11 protein-coding genes are annotated in these 11,988 nt (G+C 46.2%); 8 read left to right on the plus strand and 3 right to left on the minus strand.

What is annotated here, in order from left to right:
* Positions 1-75 precede the first annotated feature (75 nt).
* Together Q0256_RS08955 and Q0256_RS08960 are read right to left on the minus strand one after the other, a co-directional pair.
* Complete coding sequence (locus Q0256_RS08955) at positions 76-636, minus strand: Fe-S-containing hydro-lyase (protein ID WP_040303892.1); 561 nt, start codon at positions 634-636, stop codon at positions 76-78.
* Positions 637-646: 10 nt separating this feature from the next.
* Positions 647-1,492, minus strand: a complete 846-nt coding sequence (locus Q0256_RS08960; RefSeq protein ID WP_297962328.1) for a fumarate hydratase — start codon at positions 1,490-1,492, stop codon at positions 647-649.
* 199 nt (positions 1,493-1,691) lie between these two features.
* On the opposite strand from Q0256_RS08960, the gene Q0256_RS08965 reads away from it, so the two are divergent.
* The 3 genes from Q0256_RS08965 (at position 1,692) to Q0256_RS08975 (ending at position 4,344) form a co-directional block, all read left to right on the plus strand.
* The gene (locus tag Q0256_RS08965; protein ID WP_291940163.1) at positions 1,692-2,249 is read left to right on the plus strand and encodes a NapC/NirT family cytochrome c; all 558 of its coding nucleotides are present in this window, start codon (positions 1,692-1,694) and stop codon (positions 2,247-2,249) included.
* A 10-nt stretch (positions 2,250-2,259) separates the two neighbouring features.
* Positions 2,260-3,660 carry a multiheme c-type cytochrome gene (locus tag Q0256_RS08970; protein ID WP_297962329.1) on the plus strand — a complete coding sequence of 467 codons (1,401 nt, stop codon included), beginning with the start codon at positions 2,260-2,262 and terminating at the stop codon, positions 3,658-3,660.
* A gap of 267 nt (positions 3,661-3,927) precedes the next feature.
* Entirely contained in the window at positions 3,928-4,344 is a 417-nt protein-coding gene (locus Q0256_RS08975; protein ID WP_297962331.1) for a hypothetical protein, read from the plus strand.
* 1,232 nt (positions 4,345-5,576) lie between these two features.
* Here Q0256_RS08975 and Q0256_RS08980 read toward each other — a convergent pair.
* On the minus strand, positions 5,577-5,795 hold the full coding sequence (locus tag Q0256_RS08980) for a hypothetical protein (protein WP_297962333.1): 219 nt from the start codon (positions 5,793-5,795) through the stop codon (positions 5,577-5,579).
* Positions 5,796-6,106: 311 nt separating this feature from the next.
* Here Q0256_RS08980 and Q0256_RS08985 point away from each other — a divergent pair, with 311 nt between their 5' ends.
* The 5 genes from Q0256_RS08985 to Q0256_RS09005 all read left to right on the plus strand — a co-directional run.
* Positions 6,107-6,712, plus strand: coding sequence for a DUF6803 family protein (locus Q0256_RS08985; protein WP_297962335.1), 606 nt, complete (start codon positions 6,107-6,109; stop codon positions 6,710-6,712).
* Between the two features lie 392 nt (positions 6,713-7,104).
* Complete coding sequence (locus Q0256_RS08990) at positions 7,105-7,794, plus strand: response regulator transcription factor (RefSeq protein ID WP_297962337.1); 690 nt, start codon at positions 7,105-7,107, stop codon at positions 7,792-7,794.
* Positions 7,784-9,202, plus strand: a complete 1,419-nt coding sequence (locus Q0256_RS08995; protein WP_297962339.1) for a DUF3365 domain-containing protein — start codon at positions 7,784-7,786, stop codon at positions 9,200-9,202. The genes Q0256_RS08990 and Q0256_RS08995 overlap by 11 nt, the downstream gene beginning before the upstream one ends.
* 104 nt (positions 9,203-9,306) lie before the next feature.
* Positions 9,307-11,382: a cytochrome C gene (locus Q0256_RS09000; RefSeq protein ID WP_297962341.1), complete on the plus strand. Its 2,076-nt coding sequence runs from the start codon at positions 9,307-9,309 to the stop codon at positions 11,380-11,382.
* Between the two features lie 51 nt (positions 11,383-11,433).
* Positions 11,434-11,988: FKBP-type peptidyl-prolyl cis-trans isomerase N-terminal domain-containing protein (locus tag Q0256_RS09005; protein ID WP_297962343.1), on the plus strand; the 555-nt coding region annotated here is incomplete at its 3' end.

An 11,988-nucleotide genomic window follows, 5' to 3' on the forward strand; every position in this document is an offset into this window, starting at 1 on the left:
ACACCCGAGCGAACGCCGATAAATTTATAAACGCTCGCACTGCAAAAAGCGCCGCGCGGACGCCGCTAGTAAAATTTAAATTTTTCTATAAGGCGCCTGACCTACTTCGTAGAAGTTATTGCCCTCGCTGTCGATCGCTACGATAGCGGGGAAATCCTCGACGGTAAGTCGCGCGACCGCCTCGGGGCCGAGCTCGGGATAGGCTAGCACTTCGTATTTTTTGATACTTTGGCTAATCAGCGCGCCCGCACCGCCGATGGCGACCATATAGACGCAACCAGATTTTTTCATCGCTTCGACGACGGCGTCGCTGCGGTAGCCCTTGCCGATCATGCCATTGATGCCTACTTCGTTTATCATCGTAGGAGTATATTTATCCATGCGTCCGCTAGTCGTAGGTCCCGCAGCACCGATAGCCTGGCCCGGTTTGGCAGGGGTTGGTCCCAGATAATATATCGTCTCGCCGGCTAAGTTTACGGGTAGCTTCTCGCCGCGAGCGAGAGTTTCGGTTAGAGCCTTGTGCGCGGCGTCGCGAGCTGCGATGATGGTGCCGCTGATTAGGACGTTATCGCCCGCCTTTAGGCTTTTTACTACGCTTTTATCGAAAGGTGCGGTAATTCTTTTAACTTCTGACATGATTTCCTCCTTATAGTTCGGCGTCGGCATGGCGAGCCGCGTGGCAGTTGATATTAACGGCGACCGGAAGCCCTGCTATGTGGGTCGGATACCACTCTACATTTACCTTAACGGCGGTATTTATGCCGCCCAAGCCCTGCGGACCGACGCCAGTAGCGCGAGCCATCTCCAGCAGCTCATCCTCTAGCTTGGCATAGCGCTCGTCGGGATTTCTGCTGTCGATCGAGCGAACCGCGGCTTGTTTGGCTAAAAGCGCCGCCTTATCCATCGTGCCGCCGATACCGACGCCTACGACCATAGGAGGGCAAGCGTTAGGGCCTGCGTATTTGACCGCCTCTAAAAATACTTTTTTTACCCCCTCGATGCCGTCTGCCGGTACGAGCATTTTTAACACCGATTTGTTTTCGCTGCCAAAGCCCTTTGGGGCCACTTTGATCTTAAGCTTGTCGCCGGGGATGATGCGGGTATTGATGACCGCGGGAGTATTGTTTGTGGTGTTTTTACGCTCAAAAAGTGGCTCTGCGACCACGGATTTGCGCAGGTAACCGCCTACGTAGCCGTCTGCAACGCCTGCGTTGATAGCGTCCTCCAGATATCCACCCTCGATATGTACGTCCTGACCGAGTTCGACAAAAACCACCGTCATACCGGTATCTTGGCAGATCGGCGCGACCTCTTTCGCCGCCAAATCGGCATTTTGTAAGAGCTTGCCTAAGATATCTTTGCCGATAGGCGAAGTCTCGTTCTCGCGCGCTTTCTCAAATGCCGCACGCATATCGGGCGTGACTTGATAACAGGCTTTTTTGCAAAGCTCGCTGACTACTTTTGTAATCTCAGCCGCTTGGATCGTTTTCATGATTTCTCCTTGTATTGAAATTTTAATGGATTATATTCCGTTAAACTAAAAACTTAGTTTAAAATTTTATCTTCATTTAATAAATTTTAACAAAAGGCTAGAAAATAAGCGGTTTTTAATCTTTTTATAATAAAATACCGCTTTCCGAATTATCAAATACTAAAAATTTTGCGAAGAAATTTTAAAATCAAGGAAACCTATGAAAAAGAAAACTCTTGTGCTGCTCGTGGGCGCTTGTGTGCTTATAGGAATGATACTTTCTCTTGGGATCGCAGAGATGGTTCACCTTACGGGCACCGATAAATTTTGCGTATCCTGTCATACGATGCAGCCGATGGCAAACGCCTTTCACAACGACGTTCACGGCGGCAATAACCCGCAAGGCTTCAAGGCCGATTGCGTCGCCTGTCACGTCTCTCATGAAAATACCTTTATGTATCTTTGGACTAAAGCTCTAACCTCCGCAAATGATGTCTACAAAACGGTCTTTACCGATGCCGATAAGATCGACTGGCAAGAAAAACGCAAGGAGCGAAATCATTTCGTTTATGAAAGCGGCTGTCTAAGCTGCCACCGAAATTTAAAAGAGCAAAATAATCAAGTAAATAAAGCCTGGCTTGCGCATAGGGATTATTTCGCGGGCACTACCGGCAAAACCTGCGTGCAGTGCCACGAAAATGTCGGTCACAAAAATATGGGTATAGAGATTACCAAATATTGGGATAAATACAACCGAGAAAATAACAAAACCAAATAAAGGAGAAGCAATGCTAAAAAAAGTCGCTATTTTAATAGCCTGTATCGCATCGTTTGCATTCGCAGAAATGCCCGCGCAGCATGCGAATATGTCCGCGTCGGACGCGAACGTAAGCAATTCCGTAAACGTTAGTCTTACGAAGAATTTAAAGGTAAATAGGCAGCTTACGCCGCTAGCTAGACGCTGCGTCGAGTGCCATGCCGAAAAAACTCCGGGCGTCGTTGCGGATTGGAAGATGAGCCGCCACGCTCACGTAGGCGTTAGCTGTACCGACTGCCACTCGCAGCCAGCAGATAGCCCTATGGCAGCTAAAGAGCCGCATCCGAAAGACACAGACAATCATATTTCGGTGCTAGTTAGCCCTAAAACCTGTGCCAAATGCCACAGTAACGAGGTTAAAGAGTTTGAAAACAGCGGTCACGCAAGAGGCGCTATGCAGATGCAAGCCAACAAAGGAATGGTTGATCTAATGTATCACTACGAAGGACGTGATATCCCTGATCTTAAACACGCGCCTGATATTACCGGCTGCTCTCAATGCCACGGTAGCGTCATTAAAATGGATGAGCATAACAAGCCTACCAAAGAGACCTGGCCCGTTTACGGCATCGGTACGGTTTATCCGGACGGTAGCGTAGGCGGATGCAAATCATGCCACTCGAGTCATAAATTTTCGATTGCTGAAGCTCGTAAGCCTGCTGCTTGCGCATCTTGCCACTTAGGACCTGATCATCCGGATATCGAAATTTACAACAACTCAATGCACGGACACGTATTTAACGCCGAAGGCAATGAATGGAAATTTGACAGCGCTCCTGGTACTTGGGCAGTTCCTGACTACCGCGCCCCTACATGTGCAACCTGCCATATTAGCGGCGGTGTGGGCGATCTAAACTCCACTCACAACGTATCTCAACGCTTGAAGTGGAATTTGTGGCAGCCTAAGAGCAATCTACGCACCGGCGGTAATGAGACCGCGGTAAGCGAGTTTTTAAATACCGGCAAGTTAAACGTCGGCAATCCTTTGGCGGGTAACCTAAACGGTCCTGAGGCAGCGCGTGCGGAGATGAAGCAAGTCTGCAAAGAGTGCCACGCAAGCACCCACACGAATAATTTCTTTGAGGTGGGCGATAAGCAGGTACTTCTATATAACGTTTACAACGACGAAGCGACTAAGATGCTAAAAGAGCTTAAGGAAAAGAAACTTCTAAAAGACGATCCTTGGGCGGATGCGTTTCAGCGAATCTATTATGTTTCATGGCACCACGAGGGTCGCAGAATGCGCCAGGGCGCGCTAATGGGCGGACCTGATTATTCGCATTGGCACGGCGTATTCGAGGTCAAAAACGACATTAGAGAGATGCGCGAAATCTACGAGCGCCGCATCAAAACCGGCAAGATCGAGGAATAATCCCTCTTAGTCTGCTAAATTTTGCCGGACTAAACAGATCAAGCTTGTAAGCCCCTGCACTTCGCGGGGGCTTTTTTATTTGCATAAAATTTTGGAATTTTATTTTGCAATCCGCAAAGCCCATCGAAAATCGCGCCTAAAAACCACTGTCTAATTATTTAAGATCATTGAGAATTTATGACGGAAATGGCTGATAAATTAGAGTAAATTTATCTCTTTGCAATCCAAAATTAGCTACAATCGCGCATATCATTTAAAAGGAATTTTATGGACAAGCAAACGGCATTAGACTTTTTGAGACTTCATCAGCCGATGCCTGCGCAGCTTTCGGATCAGCTCGTGGCAGAGTTTCGCGCGGTACGGGAGTTTTTGCGTGATAATCCCTGCGACGAGGCGCTTGAGCCGCTTTTGCGCTCGCTAAACGAGGGCGACGGCGCAGGTGAATATCCGCTCGTGGACGAGGTATTGGGCGCGGCGGACGATACTGCTGCGGTAGCTGCGATTAGAGCGGTCTTGGAAGATCCGAGCACGGGCAGCGGAGCGCGATTTTGGGCGACGCTTTTTAGCGTGAGCTTCGTCCGTAAGGAGCTCATCGCAAGCCTGGAGACATCGCTTAAATACGCAAACGATGATTTGATCGAGCTTACGAAGGAGCAGATCGAAATGTTTAAACAGCTGACGTAAAGCTAGCTGCGTAACTTATAGTTGCGCCTTATTCGCCAGATTGCGCCGCTACAAAGCAAATCCAAATTTATAAAAATCGGCTTAATCGCAGGCTGCTTTTAAATTTTAAAATTTTGCGGTCGCTTAAAATTTCTTAGAGGCGGCGGTTATGCAAGAGGCGTGCTTTATTTTCTACGTGCTGTGGCAGGCGCCCTGCGCGCGGAATTTCTATCGGCAAAATAGTGTCGCCGTTAAGCGGCAAGTGGCTCCGAGAGATATCTACCTAGGGAGGGTAGAAATTTCACGGCGTCGTTTGAAGTAAAATTTTAAATCTGCGGGCTTGTGATAGAATTTAAGTCGTAATTGTGAAACGGAATTTAATATGCGGCGAGCACGACGCTGAAATTTTAAGCTTGCGTCGCGCAGTGGTGAGATTTCGCTCGGTGCGATCCGTACGAAATTTTAAGCCGTAAAGATAAGGCGGAATTTCTCATACGCAATTTTTTTGAGACGAAATTTTAAGTAATGAGTTTGAGGCGGAATTCTAAGGCGCGAGTTAGACTATAAACTCGCACCGTCGGTAGAGGATACCGCGCTTTTTTGCGGGCTGAGAGCTTCGATCGCATGGTAAATGATTCTGCGCCATTTTGCACTACAGCTATGGATCTCGACCACGCCAGTGAGCAAGGCTGCGCTGCGCTATACAAGAAGTATGTTGCGCATTTCATAAGCGATCTTGTAGCGAGATTAGATTATGAGTCTCGGTGTATGGCATAGGAATTTGGGCGGGTATGATCCGTGTGGATTACACGGCGCAGATTTTGCGCCCCCATCTGCACTGCCAAAAATTCTGCCTAGCGGAAGCGATCTAGAAATTTTGCAACGGCACAAAATTGCCTGGCGCGGATTTTAAGCTTGCGAGAAATTTCGCACCGCTAGTATTCGAGAAGCGTAAAATTTTAAATTGTATGTCGCTTTAAAATTTTAAACTTATGAAATTTGAGCTGCGCTTGCTTTTAAATCCTAATTACGCGCCGTGCTTGGCGATGAAATTTTAAAATTTTATTGCGCCAAGAGCAGCTCGATCAATCGGCGGACGCAGTAAAAATAAGATAGATAAAATGCATTAGCGCGTGAGCGAGGCTAAATTTTTAAATCGCTGGCTAAATTTTAAAACGTGGCACCGCTTGCGGGCGCTCGATCTTGGCTTTAAAATAGTTAAATTTAGCGCTGGCACCCGCAAGACGTTTCGGCTACCTGATTTTTGCGGTGCCGAAGCAAAGCCCGTTTTTGTCGCACTGCATATTTTCTATCTGCGGATCCTCGCTTTCGCCGCAGATTTGGATCATTTGATGCGACGCCTCGTCCATTTTGGGCTCGCTGCAATGCGAAACGCCTGGCTTTGGCTGCTCAGGATTGGAGCAGCCGCATACAAACAGCGCTGCGCAGGCGAATAAAAGAGCATTTTTCATTTTAAATCCTTTTAAAAAAATTTCGTAATTTTATCTTTGTAAAACTGAAATTTTACGGAATTTAAAGCGTTTTGGCTAAATTTAATGCAGCTGCATCTGCAAATATAAATTTTCTAAATTTTGCGTTAGATACGAAAGGGCGGCGTGTAAAGCGAGATAAATTTAATATTTGCGGGCGAGCTTTAAGACGCAGCTCAAATCATTTTGCGGAAAGATAAGATTAAAGGCGCACTTAATCTTATCTATCGTTTTAAAATTTTTTACCGAAAGCCGCTAGAATTGCGTCTTTTAAACCAAAATAAGGAGAAAACATGGCAATGACGAATTACATGGAACTTTTGATGGCAAATCAGCCGTGGAATTTGATTTTATTTATGGCGGTGCCGATGGGCTTAGCAGAAGCGATAGTAGCGAGCGAATTTTTTAGCTTGTACCGCGCGAAGGAGGGCTCTTTGGCGCTAAAAATCAATAAATGCCTTAGCATCATTCTCGGCGCTTATTTTACGATATTAATCATTTACGTAGCGGTTAAAATTTTGCCCGTCATTCATTTGCGTGGCGCTGCGGACGCCTTAGCTTTGGCGGCATACGTAGCGGCGGCGCTGCCTGCGCTAGTACTGCTACTTTTGGAGCTCGGAGTTATCGCAAAAGGAGCGGAATTTAGAGCTAGGCTTAAATTTCATTTCTTGGCGCTGATTGTATTTTTGGTGTTAGGGCACGTCGCGATGATTTTTGGAATGACCGATCCAGGTATGAGCGGCATGGATCATTCTATGATGGATCATGGCTCGATGAGTGGGATGAGCCACGATATGGGTTCGATGGAGGGAATAGATCATTCGCATATGAATCATGGCTCGATGGAGAACATGGATCACGGCGGCATGGATCACTCAAAGATGGAGCATTCGCATTAACTTTAGCATGCCCGGCTTGGGCTAAATTTTAAATTCTATTCCGCCGAGCTGCGGAGTTGATAGATCTTTATGATTTGATTGCCTTTGTCTGCGAAATGCATATGTAAGCCCCTCTCAAATAAAATTTTACCGCCTTTCATCTGTCGCCTGCGAGGCGGTAAAATTTAATATCAAGCTTATCGCCCCACCTTTTTACGTTCTTGTGATATTTTTATTCGACTTATACAGACGTAAAGCTCACGTATAGGTAGTTTTCAGTTTAAATTTGCGCGCAAACCGCTTTGGTATATTTTTTAACGTTAGTTTAATGCTAAATTTATATAATCTAAGTCTAGTTATATTTTAAGAGACGATTAAGAGTAAAAAGTGCTAAGCTTGGAGGCGGATAGAGTATGCAAGATTACGAATTATTGGACGTTTTGTCCAATAAAAGGGTTCTTTGCCTAGAGGACGAGCCTGGGATTTTAAAAAATATAACCGAATCGCTGCAGCTGTTTTTCGGCGAAGTAGTGGGGGTTAAGGACGGGCTAGAGGCGCTCGATGAGGCGATGAGCGGCTCGTACGACGCGCTGGTTTTTGATATCGGCGTGCCGCACATGGATGGGCTTGAGGTCGTTAAAAAGATCCGAGCTGCCGGCATCTCAGTGCCGATCGTGATACTTTCGAGCCACACCGAGCAGGAGTATCTGTGGCGAGCGGTGGAGCTTAAGATCACTAGGTATCTGCCTAAGCCGTATGACAAAAACGCCTTTATAAAGGCGTTGCAAGACGTCGCTGCGGAGCTGATAAATCACGCGCCGATATTTAGCATAAACGATGAGCTGAAGTATGATTTTGCCAAAAAGATCATCTACGTAAAAGACAGCGCCTGTCATCTTTCCAAAAGCGAGAGCAAGCTTTTGGAGTACTTCTTAGCGCGCAAAAATCAAACCGTAACCTACGAGCAGTTATTTGATTATATGTGGGAGTTCGAGCAGCCTAGCAAGGAAGCGATCAAGGCGATCGTCAAAGAGCTACGCCGCAAGATCGGCAAGGACGTGATCAAAAATTTATATGCGGTGGGGTATCTCTTTGAAGTATAAATTTAAATTTATCGTAGCGCTTTTCGTGCTGCTATATATCGTAATTACGGCTTTGGTTTTTAACTTCTACCGCGAGCTTGCGCTAAAGGACACGAGGCGCGAGGCGTTTTATATCCTAGATACGATGAATGCGGTGCGCGATTACGTCTCGACCGTGCAGCGCCCGCTAATAAACGAGCTTAAAGAAAAAAAGCTTCTAAGCGAGGATTTTTTCGATCCGAGGCTGATGTCCTCGACCTACATAACGCGCGAAATTTATAAAATTCAGCTCGCCAAAAATCACATCAACTACGACTACAAGCTCGTCGCTACCGATCCGCTCAATCCCGAGCACGAGGGAAGCGAGTTTGAGAATGAAATTTTAGAGGGCTTTAAAGAAAACAGATATAAAGAATACTCCAGAGTCATCTATGATAAAGGTGGCGCCTCGTATCTTTTGAGTCTGCCGATAACAAACTCTCAGCCTTCGTGCACCGAGTGCCACAGCATCAACGCAGCGCCTAAAAAGATGCAAGAGCTCTACGGCGATGTGGGAAATTTCAAAGGCGGTCTAGGCGATACGATCGCGATGATAAGCTTTAAAATTCCGATAAAAAGCATTCTGCTCTACCACACTAAAGAGTTCGTCGTTAGCGGCCTAAGCTTGCTTGTAGTGTTTTTGATCTGTATATTTTGTATCTATAAAATTCACAAAAAAAACGCGACTTTAAAGATGCAAACTCAGCTTTTACTGATAAATCAAAGCCGCCTCGCGCTCATGGGCGAGATGATCGGCAATATCTCGCACCAGTGGCGCCAGCCGCTATCGCAGATCAGCTCCACGCTCATAAATTTAGAGCTTTACAACGAGCGGGGCAAGCTCTCAAAAGAGAGGCTCGAGGGCGGCATCAGGGATGCGGGCGAGCAGGTGAAATTTATGAGCGATACGATCGAGGATTTTAAAAATTTCTTCAATCCGAACATGCCAAAGAGGGAATTTAGCGCCGGCGAGGCGATCGAGCAGGCGCGTAAAATTTTAAACGCCTCGCTTAAAAAGCACGTCATCGACATAAGCGTGCGGATAGAAGAAAATTTTACGCTTTATGGCAACGTAAACGAGCTTATCCAGGTGCTAATAAACATCATAAACAACGCAAAGGAGGCGTTTTTGGACGTGCCGCTTAAACGGCGCGAGATTAAAATTCGCTCGTTTTTAAAGCAGGGCGAGCGAATAATCACGATCGAAAATAACGCAAGTCGCATCGGCGAAGCGCAGCTAGATAAAATTTTTGAGCCGCACTTTACGACAAAACAGCAGGGCAGCGGGCTCGGACTATATATGAGCAAGATGATAATCGAAAAAAACGGAGGGAGCATAAGCGCTGCGAATTCCGACGAAGGCGCGATATTTACGATCTCTTTTCGTTAAATTTAGACTTCATTAAATTTCTCCCTTTTTCACCCTTTTTTGTTGATATTATTTCGAGCGTAGAACTTTGCTAATTTAAAATTTTGATTTTCAAAGGAGGAGCCATGAAAAAATGGAATAAGATGCTACTAGGCGCGCTAGCCTGTATTAGCATTTTTGCCGCAGGAGCCTGTGCTGATGAAGGCATGGGGCATGAGATGGAAATGTCGCAAAAATCGCGCGACGTCATCGCAAATCCTAAGGGCACGTTGCAAAGCAGAGGCGTCATATCCTTGCAGGACTACGTTGTAGAAGAGCGAGAGATGTATGACTGGCTATTTAAAAATCACCCGATTTTTACCAAATACGGCGGTAAAACGGTCGGCAAGATGGATGTACATGACCGAGGTTTGGAGTGGCTTGCGGAAGGGCATGGATTTGACTTTTCAAAGGCGAGTAAAAGAGACGACGGCAAGGGCTATAGCTCTATGATGTATAGAATCCCTGCGGGCTCTTCTTTGCAATTCCCAAATAAATTCATAGGCCCTGAAAAATGCGGCGAGTGCCACCCTGCGCAGTATGAGACATGGAGCAGATCGCGCCACGCCACTACTATCCGCTTCCCGGGCGAGCACCCGGAGGTTAATAACAACCTAACCGATCCGGTATTTAGCCCGGATACGGCGTCGATCCTTCCAAAAGGTATTACCCCTGACGTAATTTATGCGACCGTGGGACATCTAAGGACAAAATTCGGCTACGTAGATGCGTGGCTGCTACGCGGAACCTATCACGTAGAGGGCGGCTTGCTAAGAGATGGTACCGGTCAAATCGTGGCCGGCGGCAACCAATTCCAAAGGACTTGGGCGTTAAATTTAGACGATGAGACGGTCAAAAAGATCAAAAAGATCGTTCCGGAATTCCCGGGCACGCTTGAGGAATACGGCGATAACGGCGGTTACGTAAGAGGTCTTGCGTCGTATGCTGCGAAATATAAAAAATCGATGTTTTTCCAAGCAAACAGCTCGTATTGCGAAGTCTGCCACCCATTCAAATTCGATTTTAAAACTAAAAAAGAATTCTATGCTGCTTTGGGTAACGCAAAAGAGCTTCAAAAGCACACTATCTCCAAGGGTATCACCTGCGAAGAGTGCCATGGAGCGGGCGGTCACCTTGACGGCGCTACAAATTTTAGAACCTCAAACTGCGAACGCTGCCACCAAAGATTTAACTATAGCCCTGATTTAGCTCGTGCTAATCCGCTAAACAACGGAAACCCCGATCTATCTCTTAGCTCTAAATTTAAATCTATGGGACCAGGATGTGGCTCTGAAGGCTCTCAGTCCTACTTCACCGCTCACTACGAGAAGGGTATGCGCTGCGTAACCTGCCACGATCCGCACGATAACACCGGACCGGTAGTTGGCGATAAAACCGTCAAGGGTGTAAATTATAACTCCGAGCAGGGCTATTTAAGCGCGTTTTATACAAAGCCTAAGATCACAAAAGAGTGCAAAGATTGCCACCAAGAGCAAGCCTACATCGCCGCAAGAGCCGATACGCATAAAGACAACACCTGCGCATCTTGCCACATGCCGTTTATGATGAGCTGCGAGAACTTCTACGCTATTCAGTTCCAAGACAACGCGGGATTTGATACTCAAAGAAGATCTCACATCTGGAAGATCGACATCGATCCTACTAGAAAATCTCTAGTCGCAGGCGATGCCGCTAAAGGTCCAAGAGATGCGAAAGATTGGCACTTCCAAAGAAATAAAGATGGACGAAATTTCGTCGATCTTATGTGGTCGTGCGCACGAACATCTTGGGCGGATAAAGATATGCAAGATACCAAAGGCTGCCACAGCCCTGTCGTTTCCGAGCTAAAAGAGACGCTTCACTTCAAGAACCAAAAGCAGGTTTACGATGAGGTTATGGGCTGGCAAACTCCAATTAAGAGCGATTTCTCGCAAGTTAAGATCGGTATTCAAGGAATTTACTCTATCCTTGAGACTAAAAAGCTTAACTCCAGTGATAAAACTCGCGTCTATGAGCTAATCGAAAAAGCTCAAGACACCGTCGATCTTATCGAAAAAGACGGCTCATGGGGAATGCATGGCTTTAAATATACTAAGCAAAGGCTAGAGGCCGCTAAAGAGTATATTAAAGAGGCTCAAAGAATTTTAAATAATAATTTATAATTCTTTCGGGGTCGCGTAAGCTCGCGGCCCCGAAATTTAAAAGGCAAATATATGCAAAAAAGACTGAAAATTTTCCTGCCTATCGTTTTGGCAAGCTGCGCGTTGGGCGCGAATTTAACTACGCAAGAACAAAAAGAATCTTATAGCATCGGAGCTTCTACCGGAAGCTATGTTTCAAACCAGCTGCATTCACAAGCCGCATTAGGCGCCAAATATGACTTAGATGCGGTGATAGAGGGGTTTTTGGACGCTCTTAAAAAGCAGCAGAAGCTAAAAGATGAGGAAATTATTGCGCTTTTGAATCAAAGAGCCGATAAGCTAAATAAGATCGTAAAAACAAATTCCAAAGCGGAGCTTGATAAAAATTTAAAAGCGGGCAAGGAATTTATGGCGAAAAATGCCAAAAATCCGGACGTTAAAACCACAAAATCCGGTCTTCAATATGAAATTCTAAAGCTAGGCATGGGCGAAAAGCCAAAGCCTGAGAGCGTAGTGGTGATGAACTACAAGGCGTATTTGACGAACGGTAGCGTATTTGACGATACTTTCGCATCTAAAATTCCGGCGCATCTTTCTATGATAGGCTTAATCGACGGATTGCGCGAG

Origin of the sequence: uncultured Campylobacter sp., assembly GCF_937949835.1 — a bacterium.
Classification (GTDB): Bacteria; Campylobacterota; Campylobacteria; order Campylobacterales; family Campylobacteraceae; genus Campylobacter_B.

Excerpts from the sequence above, each read along its gene's own strand:
- Q0256_RS08965 (WP_291940163.1), top strand. The coding sequence starts at position 1,692 with ATGAAAAAGAAAACTCTTGTGCTGCTCGTGGGCGCTTGTGTGCTTATA.
- Q0256_RS08975 (WP_297962331.1), top strand. The coding sequence starts at position 3,928 with ATGGACAAGCAAACGGCATTAGACTTTTTGAGACTTCATCAGCCGATG.
- Q0256_RS08990 (WP_297962337.1), top strand. The coding sequence starts at position 7,105 with ATGCAAGATTACGAATTATTGGACGTTTTGTCCAATAAAAGGGTTCTT.
- Q0256_RS08960 (WP_297962328.1), bottom strand. The coding sequence starts at position 1,492 with ATGAAAACGATCCAAGCGGCTGAGATTACAAAAGTAGTCAGCGAGCTT.
- Q0256_RS09000 (WP_297962341.1), top strand. The coding sequence starts at position 9,307 with ATGAAAAAATGGAATAAGATGCTACTAGGCGCGCTAGCCTGTATTAGC.
- Q0256_RS08970 (WP_297962329.1), top strand. The coding sequence starts at position 2,260 with ATGCTAAAAAAAGTCGCTATTTTAATAGCCTGTATCGCATCGTTTGCA.
- Q0256_RS08955 (WP_040303892.1), bottom strand. The coding sequence starts at position 636 with ATGTCAGAAGTTAAAAGAATTACCGCACCTTTCGATAAAAGCGTAGTA.
- Q0256_RS08985 (WP_297962335.1), top strand. The coding sequence starts at position 6,107 with ATGGCAATGACGAATTACATGGAACTTTTGATGGCAAATCAGCCGTGG.
- Q0256_RS08980 (WP_297962333.1), bottom strand. The coding sequence starts at position 5,795 with ATGAAAAATGCTCTTTTATTCGCCTGCGCAGCGCTGTTTGTATGCGGC.